General features: G+C 69.3%; 15 protein-coding genes and 1 pseudogene. 13 read left to right on the plus strand and 3 right to left on the minus strand.

Annotated elements, in window-relative coordinates:
- Together Raf01_RS37730 and Raf01_RS37735 are read left to right on the plus strand one after the other, a co-directional pair.
- Window positions 1-308: pseudogene (locus Raf01_RS37730) on the plus strand (hypothetical protein); the annotation flags it as partial.
- Window positions 309-706: 398 nt separating this feature from the next.
- A complete protein-coding gene (locus tag Raf01_RS37735; RefSeq protein WP_203922893.1) occupies window positions 707-2260 on the plus strand; it encodes a pectate lyase family protein in 1554 nt (517 codons plus the stop codon).
- A gap of 100 nt (window positions 2261-2360) precedes the next feature.
- Here Raf01_RS37735 and Raf01_RS37740 read toward each other — a convergent pair whose 3' ends face one another.
- Window positions 2361-2576, minus strand: a complete 216-nt coding sequence (locus Raf01_RS37740) for a hypothetical protein (protein WP_203922894.1) — start codon at window positions 2574-2576, stop codon at window positions 2361-2363.
- Window positions 2573-3370 (minus strand): TMEM165/GDT1 family protein, encoded by a 798-nt coding sequence (locus Raf01_RS37745; protein ID WP_203922895.1) that lies wholly within the window; start codon window positions 3368-3370, stop codon window positions 2573-2575. The genes Raf01_RS37740 and Raf01_RS37745 overlap by 4 nt, the downstream gene beginning before the upstream one ends.
- A gap of 82 nt (window positions 3371-3452) precedes the next feature.
- Here Raf01_RS37745 and Raf01_RS37750 point away from each other — a divergent pair, with 82 nt between their 5' ends.
- The 6 genes from Raf01_RS37750 to rph all read left to right on the plus strand — a co-directional run bounded on the left by Raf01_RS37750 (window position 3453) and on the right by rph (window position 11286).
- Entirely contained in the window at window positions 3453-3860 is a 408-nt protein-coding gene (locus tag Raf01_RS37750; RefSeq protein ID WP_239134280.1) for a BlaI/MecI/CopY family transcriptional regulator, read from the plus strand.
- Entirely contained in the window at window positions 3857-4795 is a 939-nt protein-coding gene (locus Raf01_RS37755; protein ID WP_203922896.1) for a M56 family metallopeptidase, read from the plus strand. Before Raf01_RS37750 ends, Raf01_RS37755 begins: the two co-directional genes overlap by 4 nt.
- The gene (locus tag Raf01_RS37760) at window positions 4792-6060 is read left to right on the plus strand and encodes an APC family permease (protein WP_203922897.1); all 1269 of its coding nucleotides are present in this window, start codon (window positions 4792-4794) and stop codon (window positions 6058-6060) included. Before Raf01_RS37755 ends, Raf01_RS37760 begins: the two co-directional genes overlap by 4 nt.
- A 98-nt stretch (window positions 6061-6158) precedes the next feature.
- Window positions 6159-7001 carry an alpha/beta hydrolase gene (locus Raf01_RS37765; protein ID WP_203922898.1) on the plus strand — a complete coding sequence of 281 codons (843 nt, stop codon included), beginning with the start codon at window positions 6159-6161 and terminating at the stop codon, window positions 6999-7001.
- 98 nt (window positions 7002-7099) lie between these two features.
- Window positions 7100-8275: an MFS transporter gene (locus Raf01_RS37770; protein ID WP_203922899.1), complete on the plus strand. Its 1176-nt coding sequence runs from the start codon at window positions 7100-7102 to the stop codon at window positions 8273-8275.
- A 356-nt stretch (window positions 8276-8631) separates the two neighbouring features.
- Window positions 8632-11286, plus strand: coding sequence for a rifamycin-inactivating phosphotransferase (gene rph, locus Raf01_RS37775; protein WP_203922900.1), 2655 nt, complete (start codon window positions 8632-8634; stop codon window positions 11284-11286).
- Between the two features lie 23 nt (window positions 11287-11309).
- Here the strand turns inward: rph and Raf01_RS37780 are convergent, their stop codons facing one another.
- Complete coding sequence (locus Raf01_RS37780; RefSeq protein WP_203922901.1) at window positions 11310-12500, minus strand: FAD-dependent monooxygenase; 1191 nt, start codon at window positions 12498-12500, stop codon at window positions 11310-11312.
- Between the two features lie 104 nt (window positions 12501-12604).
- Between Raf01_RS37780 and Raf01_RS37785 the strand changes: the two genes are divergently transcribed.
- The 5 genes from Raf01_RS37785 to Raf01_RS37805 all read left to right on the plus strand — a co-directional run bounded on the left by Raf01_RS37785 (window position 12605) and on the right by Raf01_RS37805 (window position 15287).
- Window positions 12605-13537 carry a TetR/AcrR family transcriptional regulator C-terminal domain-containing protein gene (locus Raf01_RS37785; protein ID WP_203922902.1) on the plus strand — a complete coding sequence of 311 codons (933 nt, stop codon included), beginning with the start codon at window positions 12605-12607 and terminating at the stop codon, window positions 13535-13537.
- Window positions 13538-13643: 106 nt separating this feature from the next.
- Window positions 13644-14009, plus strand: a complete 366-nt coding sequence (locus Raf01_RS37790) for a DUF2089 domain-containing protein (protein ID WP_203922903.1) — start codon at window positions 13644-13646, stop codon at window positions 14007-14009.
- Window positions 14006-14266, plus strand: a complete 261-nt coding sequence (locus Raf01_RS37795) for a hypothetical protein (protein WP_203922904.1) — start codon at window positions 14006-14008, stop codon at window positions 14264-14266. Before Raf01_RS37790 ends, Raf01_RS37795 begins: the two co-directional genes overlap by 4 nt.
- Before the next feature lie 19 nt (window positions 14267-14285).
- Window positions 14286-14711 carry an SHOCT-like domain-containing protein gene (locus Raf01_RS37800; RefSeq protein WP_203922905.1) on the plus strand — a complete coding sequence of 142 codons (426 nt, stop codon included), beginning with the start codon at window positions 14286-14288 and terminating at the stop codon, window positions 14709-14711.
- Window positions 14712-14951: 240 nt separating this feature from the next.
- Window positions 14952-15287 (plus strand): PadR family transcriptional regulator, encoded by a 336-nt coding sequence (locus Raf01_RS37805; protein WP_203922906.1) that lies wholly within the window; start codon window positions 14952-14954, stop codon window positions 15285-15287.
- The last annotated feature ends 3 nt before the right edge of the window (window positions 15288-15290 follow it).

Raw genomic sequence — 15290 nt, forward strand, 5'->3', positions numbered from 1 at the left:
CCTCGGCCGGCACGCTGAGGAACCCGTTCAGAACCAACCGGGTTATCCACGACATTGAGCAGAACACAACGATAGACACCAACGGCGTGTCCGTGACCGACCTGGTGCTCGCCATGCGTGGCATCAAGGCCAGTTCGCTCGTCGGCCTGCGTACCCCGTCCCACCCGGACATGGTGGACGACACCTCGTACGTGATGCCCGACGATGACGCGCCCGCCCTTTGGAAGGCCCTGCGCGAGGACAAGCTCCAGGGGTTCGCGGCCAACCACCCGGGACTGGTCAACCCGCTCAATCAGAGCGGTTCGTAGGTTCGACGGACCGGTACGGCTACCCGGAGCGCTCAACACGGTCGAGTACGGTGCCGCAATGCTCATTGCTCGACAATTGTCAATGCCTCGCGCCCATGTCGGCCGCCCCGGGCACTGCAACAATCCTGCATACGGTGATCCATTGACTTCGCTTCGTTCGGGCTGCACCGTGTTGAGGAATGCGCTTTCCCGAGACGCCGAAAGAGAACGGCGGCCCGCCGGAGACGGACGCGTCTGCGTAGCTGGGCCACTGCGGAAGCGGCTGACCGGCTCATGTCGAGATGAGCGCAGGCGGCTGGGGCGAACGCGACCCGTTCGGTAGAGCGGGGGCCTCGAACACCCCGCCGAGATCGCACGCAAGTACCAGCAACATTCAGCGTTCGAAGACGGAGGCGAGGATGAGACGACCAGTCGCTTGGCGACTTCTCGCGGCGGGGGCCACAACGGCCGCCACGGCCGCGATCGGTGTGGCTCTGGTGATCCCCCATGCGTCGGCCGCCACCGGCGGCGTCACCGGCTACGCGACCCAGAACGGCGGGACCACCGGCGGTGCGGGCGGGCAGACGGTACACGCGACCACGGGTACCGCGATCCATGCCGCCCTGTGCGCCCGAGCCAGCAGCAGTACCCCGATCATCATCCAGGTTGAGGGCACCATCACGGTGGGGAACACCACCAAGGTGTCGGGCGACAGTTGCAACACCGCCGACGGAGTCATCGAACTCAAGCAGATCAGCAACGTGACGATCGTCGGGGTCGGCGCCGGAGCCGTCTTCGATCAGGTAGGCATCCACGTCCGCGAATCAAGCAACATCATCATCCAGAACGTGACCGTCCAGAACGTGAAGAAGTCGGGTTCACCCACCTCCAACGGCGGCGACGCCATCGGCATGGAGAGCGACGTCCACAACGTCTGGGTCGACCACGACACGCTGCTGGCCTCCGGCGGCGAGGACGAGGGCTATGACTCGCTCATCGACATGAAGGCCGACACGAACTACGTGACCGTGTCGTACGACATCTTCCGCAACTCCGGTCGTGGTGGTCTCGTCGGTTCCAGCGACAGCGATCTGGGCAACGGCCCGGTGACCTACCACCACAACCTGTACGAGAACATCGACTCGCGCACGCCCCTGCTGCGCGGCGGTACGGCACACATCTACAACAACTACTACGTGGGCCTCACCAAGTCCGGGATCAACCCGCGAGCCGGCGGCAAGGCCAAGGTCGAGAACAACTACTTCAAGGACTCCGCGGACGTCCTCGGCACCTTCTACACCGACCTTCTCGGCTACTGGCAGGTCAGCGGCAACATCTTCGACAACGTGACCTGGACCAGCCCGGGCACCGAGAACCACCCGGCGGGCCCCAACCCGCAGTCCAACACCACCATCAGCATCCCGTACGCCTACACCCTCGACGGAGCCAGCTGCGTTCCCACCATCGTCAGCCAGATGGCCGGCGCCAACAAGGGCCTGCAGGTGTCGAACGGCAGTTGCTCGCCACAGACCCCGACAACCAGCCCGACGTCGAGGCCGACGACCAGCCCGACCACCAGCCCGACGACCGGGCCGACCCAGCCCAGCGGAACCAACCTCAGCATCGGGGCCGGCGCCGACGGCTCCGGGAAGGCCAGCGGGACAAGCTACGGCAACGTGGTGGACGGCAACCTGAGCACCTACTGGTCGCCGTCCGGCTCGACCGGCTACATCTCGGTCAAGTGGGGTTCCGCCACGACGGTATCCAGGATCAACATCCGGGAGGCGTCGGGCGCCACCGGCTACATCGGATCCTGGCAGGTCCTCAACGCCGACACCGGCGCCGTCCTGACCTCCGGCACCGGAGCGGGTGTCATCACGTTCCCCTCGACCTCGCTGAAGAAGATCACCTTCAAGATCAATAGCTCGACCGGCACACCGAAGGTCGCCGAGTTCGAGACGTACGCCGGATAGCGACACCCCTCGCCACCGCCGGCAACGACTGGTCTGGCTCGCCGCGCGGCGAGCCAGACGCGCCGAGCCAGACTGGTCGGACGAAACGGGGCGGTGGCCGTCACTTCCGACGGCCCCGCCCCTCCCGAAGCATCGTGACCGTGAAGCCAGACCCCATCAGCAGCGCGGTCACGACCACGCCGGCAGCCACCGGTGCCCCGGCGGCGAGCCACACCCATCCGATGAGCAACGCGGCGACCACACCCACGGCGATGCGCCACTCGTCGCCGACGACGAAGTCGAACAGGAACCGGCCCAGGCCGCGAATCATCCTCACGCCACACGCTCCGCCTCGTCCGTCGGCTGCCGGGACAGCGAGCCGGGCGCGCGGCGCAACGCGCCAACCAGCAGCCGGGACAGGGCCAGCCATCCGGCGAAGATGACCAGCAGGGCCCAGTCGCCACCGGGCCAGACCAAGCTGGCGCCGCCGTGCAGGGCACCCAGGCCCGTCACGGACCAGAACGTGCCATAGGTCGCCAACAACAGTCCCACCGCGTACTTCAGGGTGTTCTCCGGTACCGCGGACAGCGGCCGCGCCGCGACCGCGCCGACCGCCGCCACCACGATTCCCGCCGCCGCCGCGCTCGCCGCGGCGACCGGGACGTTGCCGGCGTTGATGCCGAAGGTGACGACGATGAACACCACCTCGGCACCCTCCAGGAAGACGCCTTTGAACGACACGACGAACCCGAACCAGTCCAATCCGAACCGCTGACGGACCTCCGCCTGTGCTCCGGCGGCGCGGCGCCGGGCGAACGCGAGGTCCTCGTCGTGCAGTTCCTTGCGGCCGGCGCTGCGCAGGATCGCCTTCCGCAGCCACTGCAGGCCGAAGATCAACAGCAGGGCGCCCACGACGAGTTGCAGCACCGACCGCGGCAACCAGGTGGCCAGGGCGTAGCCCAACACCGCGGTGAACCCGGCCAGCGCGAGCGCCGCGCACCCGGCCCCGGCCAGTGCGGAGCGCCATCCGCGGGTCAGCGCCATCGCCAACACGATCGTCAGCGCCTCGACGAATTCGACGAACGCGGCCACGAACGTCCCCGCCACCAGCCCACCCGTGGCATGCCCCATGAACCGCTCCTGCCCGTTCCCGTACCGCCGACGGCGTCGTATGACATGCTACTACGACGTTGGCATGTAGTAGATTGTCAGAGTGATCCAGGAAGAGAGGGAGCGGCACCGCGGCTACGGCGATCTGACTCAAGCGATCATGGAGATCGTCGGCCAGGCCGACCGACCGCTGACCCCCGCCCAGGTACGCGACGCGCTGGATGGGCGGCTCGCCTACACCACGGTCATGACCGTGCTGGCCCGGCTTCACGACCAGGGCGTGCTGGGTCGCGAGCGGGTGGGGCGCGCGTTCGCCTACACCGCCATCGGTGACCCGGCCAACGTGACGGCCCGGCGCATGCACCGACTGCTCGACATCGATCGCGACCGCGCCGGTGTGCTCGCCCACTTCGTCGGTGCGCTGACCCCGGACGACGAACGAGTCCTGCGGGATCTCCTCCAGCGGGTCGACGCGGACCACGACGGACCGTCCGCCAGGGAACGGCCGTGAACACCGCTGTGGCCAGCTGCCTGGCGGCCTGCCTGATTTTCGCCGCGGCAGGGCCCTACCTTGCCCGTGCTCTGCCGCCTCATCTCGCCGTGCGCCTGCTGGTGCCAAGCGTCGTGCTCGCCACCGGCTGTGGGGTGTTCGTGCTCGGCGCCGTGGCCTTCACCTGGCTGGGACAGCTCGGCGACGTCGCGGAGTACGGCGCCTGGTCCCCGCACCGGCTGCACCTGCTCGACCCGGTCCCGACTCAGCTCGCGATCGCCGCCGGGGCGCTGCTGGTACTGGCGGCCGGGTGGGCGGCGGCGAGAACGGTGGGTACCGCTCGCATGTGGTACTCGATGCACCGCGCCTGCCGCGACCTGGACGACGGCACCGACTCACCCCTGCTGGTCGTCGACAGCACCGAACCCCGAGCCTTCACGACCCCGGGCCCGTGGCGACCACGAATCGTCGTCACCACGGGCATGCTGGCCGCTCTCGACGCACCCGCCCGGCGGATCCTGCTGGCCCACGAGCGCTCGCATTGCGCGCACCGCCACACCTGCTGGACACTCACCGCCGACCTGGCCGCCGCGGTCAACCCACTGCTGCACCCCACCGCGCGGGCGATCCGGGACGCCACCGAACGATGGGCCGACGAGGACGCCGCCCGAGGCAATGACCGTCGCCTCGTCGCCACCACCATCGCCCACGTCGCCCTGCTGGCCACCCGCTCACCGACGCCCACCGGGACAGCCGCGGCCAGCGGAGGTCGGGTACCCGCACGGGTACGGGCGCTGCGGCGTCCCCCGCCACGCGTCCGGGCCCGCCCGCTCGCCGCCCTGATCGCCCTGACCCTGACCATCGCGCTCGGCACGGTCGCCGTCGAACGCACCGGAGAGAGCCTGTTCGAACACGCCGAACGGTCCGCCTCCGCGACGCAAGAGCCTCGACCATGACCGCATCCGCGGACGCGCCGGTCGCGCAGTTGCGGCGCCAACTCGGGGTCTTCGACGCGGTCGTGATCGGTCTGGGCTCGATGATCGGCGCGGGCATCTTCTCCGCGCTCGGGCCGGCCGCCGCGGCCGCCGGATCCGGGCTGCTGCCCGCGCTGGCGGTCGCGGCCGTCGTCGCGTACTGCAACGCCACCTCCTCCGCCCGGCTGGCCGCGCGCTACCCCGCCTCCGGCGGCACCTACGTCTACGGCCGGCAACGACTCGGCGACTTCTGGGGGTACCTCGCCGGTTGGGGCTTCGTGGTCGGCAAGACCGCCTCCTGCGCGGCCATGGCGCTGACCATCGGCGTGTACCTGTGGCCGACCCAGGCACACGGCGTCGCGGTCGCGGCCGTGGTGGCGCTGACCGCCGTGAACTACCTGGGCGTCCAGAAGGCGGCGTGGCTGACCCGGACGATCGTCGCGGTCGTCCTGGCCGTACTCGCCTTCGTCGTCACCGCCTGCCTCACCTCGACCGGCAGCCACCTCGGCCAGGTCACCGACGGCCACCACACCACCGTCACCGACGTGCTGCAGGCCGCCGGCCTGCTGTTCTTCGCCTTCGCCGGGTACGCCCGCATCGCCACCCTCGGCGAAGAGGTCCGTGACCCCGCCCGTACCATCCCCCGCGCCATCCCCGTGGCCCTGGCGATCACCCTGGTCGTCTACACCGCCGTCGCGGTCGCCGTCCTCGCGGTGCTCGGCGACCGCCTGGCCACCGCCACCGCCCCACTCGTCGACGCGACCCGCCTGGCCGGTCTCCCCCAGGTCGCGCCCGCGATCCGGGTCGGTGCCGCCGTCGCCGCGCTCGGTTCGCTGCTGGCACTGATCCTCGGCGTGTCCCGCACGACCCTCGCCATGGCCCGCGACCGGCACCTCCCCCACGCCCTCGCCGCCGTGCACCCACGCTTCCACGGGCCCCACCGCGCCGAGCTGGCCATCGGTGCGATCGTCGCGATCGTCGCCGCCACCACCGACCTGCGCGGCGCGATCGGCTTCTCCTCGTTCGGCGTACTCGCCTACTACGCCATCGCCAACGCCAGCGCCTGGACCCTCAGTCCCGCCGAGGGACGCCCACCCCGCGTCGTGCCCGTCGTCGGTTTGGTCGGCTGCGTCGTCCTCGCCGTCGCCCTACCGCCGTCGGCAACCATCGCAGGGGCGGCCGTCCTCGCCACGGGCGCCGCGATCTACGCTCTCCGCCGCATCGGCAGACCCACCCGCGGCAGCTGACGCAATTTCGGGCCGCCTGACCGGCGTCACAGCCCGGCCCGCGGCGCATCCGTCGGGCTGGGGCTCGGTCGCGAGGCCATGATGCGAGGATTCCTCCCGTGGCGATTCCCGAGCTGACAGAGTGGCGCGAACAGCTGCGCGCTCGCAAAGGCAACCGGCCCAAGGGCCCCGAGCTGCCGCTCGTGGAAGACCTCCCCGGGCCCGGCGGGCTGGCGTTGCGCCGGTACGCGCACGGCGAGCCGCGTCCGGTGCTGGTATTCGTGCACGGAGGGGCGTGGGTCATCGGCGATCTGGACACGCACGATCGCACCTGCCGGCGCCTGGCCGCCGCATGCGGAGTCGAGGTGCTCGCCGTGGACTATCGGCTCGCACCCGAGCATCCGTGCCCGACCGGCATCGATGACGTGACCGAGGTACTGCGTTGGGCTCGGCCGTGGGCGGTGGCGGGCGACAGCGCGGGCGGCTACCTCGCGACGCTGGCGTGCCTGCGGCTGCGCGACGCGGGTGCGCCGGTCCCGACTGCGCAGATACTGTTGTGCCCCAACACCGACCTGACGCTCTCACAGCCCAGTGTCGAGGAGAAGGGCACCGGCTACGGCCTCGACGCGGACTTCCTGGCCTGGGCGGTCGAGCAGTGGGCGCCCGACCATGAGCAGCGGCTGGATCCCGCGTTGAGCCCGATTCGGGTTCCCGACCTTCGAGGCATGCCGCGAACCGTGCTCGTGACCGCCGAGCACGACGCGCTGCGGGACGAGGGCGGCGCCTACGCGGCGCGTCTGGCCGAGGCCGGGATCTCGGTGACCTATCGGTGCGAGCCGGGACTCGTCCACGGATTCATCCAGGGCATGGACCTGACATCGCCCGAGGCGGCGGCCGCCCACGAGCGGGTGTTCGCCGACATCCGCGCGCTGGTCGACGAGACCGACCGGGTGCGGCGCTGACCGAGCCGGCCCCGGAACGGCGGCATGCCGCCACCTCCTCGCCGATGGAGTGAGCGACCGAACAACTCGGCGGCCGACACGCGATATACCGTTCTTCGATGGTCTCCGGGAGCGAGGTCGGGGTCTTCGCGCGAGACCGGTCGACCATGTTGTCCTACAGCGCCCTGGGTGCCTACACGTTCTGGCTGTACGCCTTCGGACCCGCTCTCGCCCTGATGCGCGACGAACTGCGGTTCTCGTACACGATGACCAGCACCTACTCGGCCGTGTGGGCGGTCGGATCGGTCGTCGCCGGGGCGGGCTTCGCCACGATGGCCGCCAGGGTCGGCCGGCGCTCGCTGCTGTGGTGGTCCGCTCTGACGGCGACGGGCGGCGCCGCTGTCTTCACGGTCACCCACACCATCACCGCGACTCTGGCAGGTGCCACCGTTCTCGGGTTCGCCGGCACCACACTCCAGACCACGACCCAGTCGATACTCTCCGACCATCACGGTCCTCGACGCGACCAGGCACTGGTGGAGGCCAACATCGGCGCCGCGGTCTGCGCCGTGGTCGCGCCACTGGCCGTGGGATTGCTGCACGCGACCCCACTCACCTGGCGGGCCGGGATGGCACTGCCGGCCCTGGCCCTGGCCGCCCTCTACCTCTTCTACCGCTACCAGCCGTTCCCGGCGCCACCGGGCCAGCCGCCGGTCGCACGGCACGGCTACCGCCTGTCGCCGGCCTGCTGGCTGCTGTGCCTACTCGTGGCGGTCGGTATCGGCGCCGAATTCTGCGTCGTGTACTTCGGCCCCGAACTGCTCACCGCCACGACAGGATTGCGCACTCCCGCCGCGGCGACAGCTATGACCGTGTTCTACGCGGGCATCCTCGCGGGCCGGCTCGGAGGCGGGCGCCTCGCTCGTCGCCCCGGACGCACCGGCGTCCTGATGTGGGGATCGCTGGCGGTCACCCTCGCCGGGCTCCTGGCACTGTGGCTCTCCGGCGCCACCGCCGCTGCCCTGACCGGCCTGTTCACCACCGGTCTGGGTATCGCCAACCTGTTCCCGCTGTCGCTCGCCCTGGCCCTGGCCGCCGCACCGGGACACACCGACACCGCGAACGCCCGCGCCCAACTGCTCGGCGGGTCACTCGTCATCGCGGCCCCCTTCCTCCTCGGGGTTCTCGCCGACCAGGTCGGGTTGTTCGCCGCCTTCGGCGTGGTCCCCGTCCTCATCGCCCTCTCCGGCGCGCTTCTCTACGCGGGGCTGCACAGCCAGCGGACGCGTGGGTAGACCACGCCACCGGAAATCCGATTTGCCGACCGCTGCGCGCCCCTAGCGGCTGCACCCTTCCGGGCCCGCAGCGGCCGACCGCAGAAGGCGAGGCGAAAAGGTGAAGGCAAAAAGCAAAGGCAAGGAGATCTCACCCCTTGCCACTTCTAACATATAGCAGGCTGGGGGGCTTGCCGCAAGACCGGGGGCTTGCTGCAGAATCGTCGGCCGGACCAGGAACGGACGAAGACATGGGGGCGCGACGTGCGGGTGTTGTTGTCGACCGACGGGGGACGCGGTGGCGTCGGATCGCTGGTGGGATCGGCGGTGCGGCCGCGGGCGTGGCGGCGGAGCGCGACCGCGTCGGAGGTGTCGCGATGATCGAGCAGTACGTGTTGGGTCTTTCCGAGGTTGACGAGACACAGGTCGCGGTCGTTGGCGGCAAGGGCGCGCACCTGGGCGGGCTGTCGCGGATCGACGGCATCCGCGTGCCGGTTGGCTTTTGCGTGACGACGGACGCCTTCCGACGGATGATGGCGGAGGCACCGTCGATCGACGGTCGGCTCGATGAGCTCTCGCGCCTGAACCCGGACGACCGGGAGGCGATCCGCACGCACAGCGCGGAGCTCCGCCGTACCCTCGAAGGGATTGCCATTCCCGGTGATGTCGTCGCGGCGGTGACCCGCGCTCTCGCCCAGCTCGGCGATCAAGCCGCCTACGCCGTCCGATCCAGCGCCACGGCGGAGGACCTGCCGACCGCCTCCTTCGCCGGCCAGCAGGACACCTACCTGAACGTCGTCGGCCCGGCCGCGATCCTCCAACACATCAGCCAGTGCTGGGCCTCGCTCTTCACCGAGCGGGCCGTGACCTACCGCCAGCGCAACGGCATCGACCACCGCACGGTCCACATGGCCGTGGTCGTGCAGCAGATGGTCTTCCCGCGGGCGGCCGGCATCCTGTTCACGGCCGACCCGGTCACGTCCAACCGGAGGATCGCTTCCGTGGAGGCCAGCTTCGGTCTCGGTGAGGCCCTGGTCTCCGGCCTGGTGAACGCGGACGTCTACAAGGTGCGTGACGGCGAGGTCGTCGCCAAGACGGTCGGTACCAAGAAGCTCGCTATCCACGCCTCGCCGGCCGGCGGTACGAGGGAACAGGCGATCGACCCGCAGCGGCAGGACCAGCCGGCGCTGACGGATGCGCAGGCGGTACGGCTCGTGCAGCTCGGCCGGCGGATCGAAGCGCACTTCGGCCGCCCCCAGGACATCGAATGGTGCCTGGTCGACGACTTCGCCGCGGACTCGACCTCCGGGCCGCCGGACGGCTCCGCGGATCGGATCCACGGCGCCTTCCACATCGTCCAGAGCCGGCCGATCACCACGCTGTTCCCCATCCCCGAGTCCGGTGACCGAGAGAATCACGTCTACGTCTCCGTCGGTCACCAGCAGATGATGACCGACCCCATGAAGCCACTCGGGCTCGCCTTCTGGCAGCTGACGACCCCCAGGCCCATGGCCGAAGCCGGCGGCCGCCTGTTCGTCGACGTCACCCAGCGGCTGGCCTCGCCGGCGAGCCGCGCCGACCTCCTGGAGGCTCTGGGGAAGTCCGATCCGCTGATGGGGGACGCGCTGCGGACCCTTGTCGAGCGCCACGGCTTCATCCGGCCGCTGCCGGACGAGGATCCCCCCGGGCCACTGTTCGGCGAGGCGCAACCTCCGATCGAGACCGATCCGGCCATCGTCACCGAGCTGATCGGGCACAGCGAGGCATCCGTCTCCGCCGCGGCACGCGACATCCGGACGAAGTCCGGAGAGGCGCTGCTGGACTTCATCCGGGAGGACATCCAGGAGCTGAGGCGGGTCTTGTTCGATCGGCGGGGCCATCAGGTGTTCATGTCGGCGATGGAGGCCGCGTGGTGGCTCAACGAGCGGCTGGAGGCATGGCTGGGCGAGAAGAACGCGGCGGACACCCTCACGCAGTCCGTGCCCCACAACATCACGTCGGAGATGGGGCTGGCGCTTCTAGGTGTCGCTGACGTGATCCGCCCGCATCCGGACGTGGTGGCGTTCCTGCAGCGCGTCGAGGACGATGGTTTCCTGGACGAGTTGCCCGGGCTCGCGGGCGGGCGGGAATCGCGAGACGCCATCGAGGCGTGGCTCGACAGGTACGGCATGCGCTGCGTCGGCGAGATCGACATCACCCGGCCGCGGTGGAGTGAGCGCCCGTCCACGCTAGTACCCCTGATTCTCGGCAACGTCAAGAACTTCGAGCCAGGAGCCGGCGAGCGGCGCTTCGAGCAGGGGCGGCAGGAAGCCTGGAAGAAGGAGCAGGAACTGCTGGAGCGCTTGCGGGCCCTGCCGGACGGCGAGGACAAGGCCGAAGAGACGAAGCGGATGATCGACCGGGTCCGGACCTTCATCGGGTACCGCGAGTATCCGAAGTACGGCATGGTAAGCCGCTACTTCGTCTACAAGCAGGCATTGCTGGAAGAAGCCGGCCGCCTCGTCCAGGCTCACGTGCTCCGCGAGAAGGAGGACATCTTCTACCTCACGTTCCAGGAGCTTCACGACGTGGTGCGCACGAACCGCGTGGACGACGAGCTCATCGGCCAGCGCAAGGACGCGTTCCGGTCGTACGAAGCGCTGACGCCGGCCCGGGTGCTCACGTCGGATGGCGAGGTTGTCGCCGGGGCATACCGGCGCGACGACCTGCCGGCGGACGCGCTGATCGGCCTGCCGGTCTCCGCCGGGACCGTCGAAGGGCGGGCCCGCGTCATCCTGGACATGACGCAAGCCGACATCGAGCCGGGCGACATCCTCGTCACGTCCCACACGGACCCGAGCTGGACGCCCCTCTTCGTCGCCATCGCGGGACTGGTGACGGAGGTTGGCGGATTGATGACTCACGGGGCGGTCATCGCACGCGAGTACGGCCTGCCGGCCGTCGTCGGCGTGATGGAGGCCACCCGACTGATCCGCGACGGGCAGCGGATCCGCGTGCACGGAACCGACGGGTACGTCGAGATCCTGTCCTGACCGAGCTACCCGCGACTGTCCACTCAGGAATAGTCCTTCAGTGTGATCGCGTCGGCCTTCTGGAACTGCTTGGCGGCGAACACCCGCATCGGCCAGCGATTCATCATGCCCATCGAGAGGTCGCGCATCCGGATCATCAGAGCGCTGTTCGGCGCGAAGCCCTTGATGCCGCCGGGTGGCAGGGTCTGGCACTGCTTCACGTAGGCGCGCATCTCGTCCTGGTACCGGGCGAACGCCGCCTCGTGGTCGTCCGGTGTCGCGGTCAGTTCACCGGCGAGCACGTAGGCGGCGACGAGCGCCATCGCGGTACCGAGCCCGGCCAGCGGCGAGCCGCAGTACCCGGCGTCGCCGAGCAACACCGTCCGCCCCCGGTACCACTGTCCCAGGTGGACCTGGCTCAACGAGTCGAAGTAGAAGTCCTCCGCGCCGGGCATGGCGGCGAGGATCCGCGGTACCAGCCAGCCCACTCCGCTGAACTTGGTGCGCAGGACTTCTTGCTGGGTAAGCACATCGCGCCGGTCGTAGTCCAGTGGTGGGGAGGTGAAGCTGAGCATCGCCTTGGCCGTGCCGCCGGTCTCCGGCCGGATCCCGGCGACCAGCCCACCCGGCGCCCCGTGCATGAGGAACCAGTGGTCCAGGTTGCCCGGGTCCGGAATCGTGAAGTAGGCCATGTACCCACCGAGGTGCCGCACGAACTCGTGCTCCGGCCCGAAGGCCAGCCGGCGCACCCCGGAGTGCAGCCCGTCCGCACCGACCACGATGTCGAACCGGCGCACGGTACCGCTGGCGAACGTCACCTTGACGCCGTCCCCGTCCTCGGTCAGCGCGGTGATCCGGTTGTCGAACAGGTATTCGGTGCCGTCGCGCGTGGCGTCGTACAGGATGCGGCTCAGGTTGCCGCGCATGATCTCGATCTCCGCGACCATCCCCTCGCCGCCGAACAGGTCCGCCGGCATCTTCGCGGTCCACCGCCCGCGACCGTCCACATAGGCGAATCCGCGCTCGTCGACGCGTTCGGCCCGTACCGCGTCGAGAAGCCTCATCCGCTCGACCACCTCGCGCCCGGCGCCGCGCAGGTCCACGGCGTGCCCGCCGGGTCGGGGCGCGGGCGCGACCTCCACGACCGTCGGTGCGAAGCCGTGCCGCCGCAGCCAGAACGCGAGCGCCGGCCCGCCGATGCCGGCGCCCGAGATCAGTACCGTCCGGTTGACCATTGCCGTGCCTCCTCGTCGCGTACGATGTACCAACCTTTGCGTACACCGTATGTGTACTAGTCAAGCCCGTTTGGTGTACTAGTACGGAGAGGAAGGGGCGATCGATGGCTCAGCCGCCGTACCGACGCATCGCCGACGAGATCCGCGCCCGGATCGTCGATGGCCACCTGCGACCCGGTGAGCCGGTACCGTCGGCTCGCGGCATCACCCGCGAGTGGGGCGTGGCCCTGGCCACCGCGACGAAGGTGCTCGCGACCCTGAACGCCGAGGGGGTGACCCGGTCGCTACCGGGTCGGGGCACGGTGGTGGTCTCCGGCCCCGCCGTACCCGCCCGCCCGGCGGACGTGGCGGCACGAGCCGCGCGCCGAAGCGAGGGCGACCCCGACCTGACCCGCGAGCGGATCGTGGCGGCAGCCGTCCGGGTCGCCGACGCCGAGGGTCTGGCGCAGTTGTCCATGCGGCGCATCGCGACCGAGCTGGGCGCGGCCCCGATGTCCCTCTACCGCCACGTCGAGGGCAAGGACGGGTTGCTGGTGTCCATGATGGACAGTGTGCTCGGCGAGGATCCCCTGCCGGCCCGGCCGCCCAAGGGCTGGCGGGCTCAGCTGGAACTGACCTCCCGCCTACAGTGGCGAGCGTTTCGCCGCCACCCGTGGCTCGCCCCGGCGCTGTCCATCACCCGCCCACAGCTGATCCCCAACGGGATGCGACACACCGAGTGGGCGCTGCGCGTGCTGGACACGTTGGGCCTGACGATCCAGGAGTCGATGTACATCCACACGACGCTGTTCAGCCACATACGCGGCCTGGCCCTCAATCTCGAGGCTGAGGCCCAGGCCGAACAGGACTCGGGGCTGACGAGCGACGAGTGGATGCAGACCCAGGAGCACGGCTTCCGTGTCATCGCCGACACCGGCGAATTCCCGCTGCTGAACCGGTTGGTCGACAGCGACATGGAGCTGGACCTGGACCAGTTGTTCGAGTTCGGCCTCGGCCGCCTGCTGGACGGGCTGGAGCGGCACCTGGCGGAACGATGATCCCTTCAAGATCGAATTAAGAAAGTGAATGCTGTGGCGTTGACGACTTAAGAAAGTCAAGGTAGAAATAAACGGCAAGCACGTCGCTGGGTCGAGGGGGCTGAGGGTGGACTGGCAGGAGCTGACGGACCTGACACACGGACAGCCGTTCGTGGTCGAGCGGGTCCGCCTGACCCGCAGCGGTGTCGCGGTCGAGGGTCAGTTCGAGCCGCCGCAGTTGGCTCAGCTGAGCGTCGATGACCAGGTGTTCGTTGCCGCGTTCGTCCGGTCGCACGGTTCGATCAAGGAGATGGAGCGGGTCTTCGGGGTCAGTTACCCGACGATCAAGTCCCGGCTCAACCGGATCGCCGAGCAGCTCGATTTCGTCGAGACCGACCCCCCGGCACCCACCAGCACCGACGTCGTTGACCGGCTGCGGCGGGGAGAGATCAATGTCCAGGAAGCGTTGGCGGAGTTGGAGAGGTCGCGATGATCCCGCAACTGGTCACCTACCGGCAGCGTCGTGCCGATGGCCGTTGGCTGCGGTTGTACGTCCCGGTCCTGCCGGTCCTGCTGGTGCTCTCGCCGTTGCTGGTGTTGGCCGTGCTGGGCGGGCTGGTCGCGTGTGTCATCTTCCACATCAGCCCGGTCGGCGCGCTGCGTGGCGCCGGGCGGCTGTGGTGCGCGTTGCCCGGCGCCCGGTTCGAGATCCAGGACGCTTCGATGGCCGTGTCGGTCAGTGTCCGATGAGTCAGACGGGGGAAAACCTATGAACGAGCAACGTCACCAGATCCTGCAGATGCTGGCCGAGGGGAAGATCACCGCGGATGAGGCCGAACGGCTGATCGCCGCTGTCGAACGGGAACAGCCCGAGCCTCCGGGGGCCGCGCTGCGCCCGAAGACCCGACCCAAGTACCTGCGCGTCGTGATGAACTCCGAGGACAACCCCGGCGGGGACGGGAGCCGGCTCAACATCCGGGTTCCGCTGCAGCTGCTGCGCGCCGGGGTCCGGCTGACCAGCCTGCTGCCTCCGCAGGCGCTGACCCGGATCAACGCGGAGCTGGACAAGTCCGGGGTACCGATCGATCTCGCCCAACTCAAACCGCAGCAACTCGAGGAACTCATCGACCATCTCGACGAGCTGTCCATCGACATCGACGACGCCCTGACCAAGATGCGGGTGTTCTGCGAGTAAGTCTGACACCGCCACAACGCCGGACGGCCGCCCGGACCACGGGGTCGAGCGGCCGTCCGGCCGGCTGGCGCTGCCCTCACAGCCCTGACCACCCATCGACGGGGTTACCGAACGAGCGGCGCTGGCGATTCCCCGGCGTTCGGGCCTTCGGGTGGCAAGAGTCAACACCTTGCGGCACCACTAGTCAGTGCTACTATGTACCGGTAGTCAGTACCACTGAGTAGATCCGGGAGGGTGTCCGTGAGCAGACAGATGACGGAGATGCTCAAGGGCACGCTGGAGGGCATCGTCCTGGCGATCCTGTCCATACGGCCCGCGCACGGCTACGAGATCACGGCGTGGCTGCGGGAGCAGGGCTTCTCCGACATCGCCGAGGGCACCGTCTACGCGCTGCTGGTCAGGCTCGAGCAGAAGAGCCTCGTCGACGTGGAGAAGGTCCCGTCCGAGAAAGGCCCGCCGCGCAAGGTCTACTCCCTCAACGCCCAGGGACAGGAATACCTCGAAGAGTTCTGGAGGACCTGGAGCTTCCTCACGGAACGGCTCGAACAGCTCCACGGAAACCGAAGAGGCAGGTAGACG

The sequence above is a fragment of the Rugosimonospora africana genome (genome assembly GCF_016862975.1).
GTDB lineage: Bacteria > Actinomycetota > Actinomycetes > Mycobacteriales > Micromonosporaceae > Rugosimonospora > Rugosimonospora africana.

Excerpts from the sequence above, each read along its gene's own strand:
- Raf01_RS37795 (WP_203922904.1), top strand. The coding sequence starts at position 14,006 with ATGATCCCGCAACTGGTCACCTACCGGCAGCGTCGTGCCGATGGCCGT.
- Raf01_RS37780 (WP_203922901.1), bottom strand. The coding sequence starts at position 12,500 with ATGGTCAACCGGACGGTACTGATCTCGGGCGCCGGCATCGGCGGGCCG.
- Raf01_RS37745 (WP_203922895.1), bottom strand. The coding sequence starts at position 3,370 with ATGGGGCATGCCACGGGTGGGCTGGTGGCGGGGACGTTCGTGGCCGCG.
- Raf01_RS37735 (WP_203922893.1), top strand. The coding sequence starts at position 707 with ATGAGACGACCAGTCGCTTGGCGACTTCTCGCGGCGGGGGCCACAACG.
- Raf01_RS37760 (WP_203922897.1), top strand. The coding sequence starts at position 4,792 with ATGACCGCATCCGCGGACGCGCCGGTCGCGCAGTTGCGGCGCCAACTC.
- Raf01_RS37800 (WP_203922905.1), top strand. The coding sequence starts at position 14,286 with ATGAACGAGCAACGTCACCAGATCCTGCAGATGCTGGCCGAGGGGAAG.
- Raf01_RS37785 (WP_203922902.1), top strand. The coding sequence starts at position 12,605 with ATGGCTCAGCCGCCGTACCGACGCATCGCCGACGAGATCCGCGCCCGG.
- Raf01_RS37770 (WP_203922899.1), top strand. The coding sequence starts at position 7,100 with ATGGTCTCCGGGAGCGAGGTCGGGGTCTTCGCGCGAGACCGGTCGACC.
- rph (WP_203922900.1), top strand. The coding sequence starts at position 8,632 with ATGATCGAGCAGTACGTGTTGGGTCTTTCCGAGGTTGACGAGACACAG.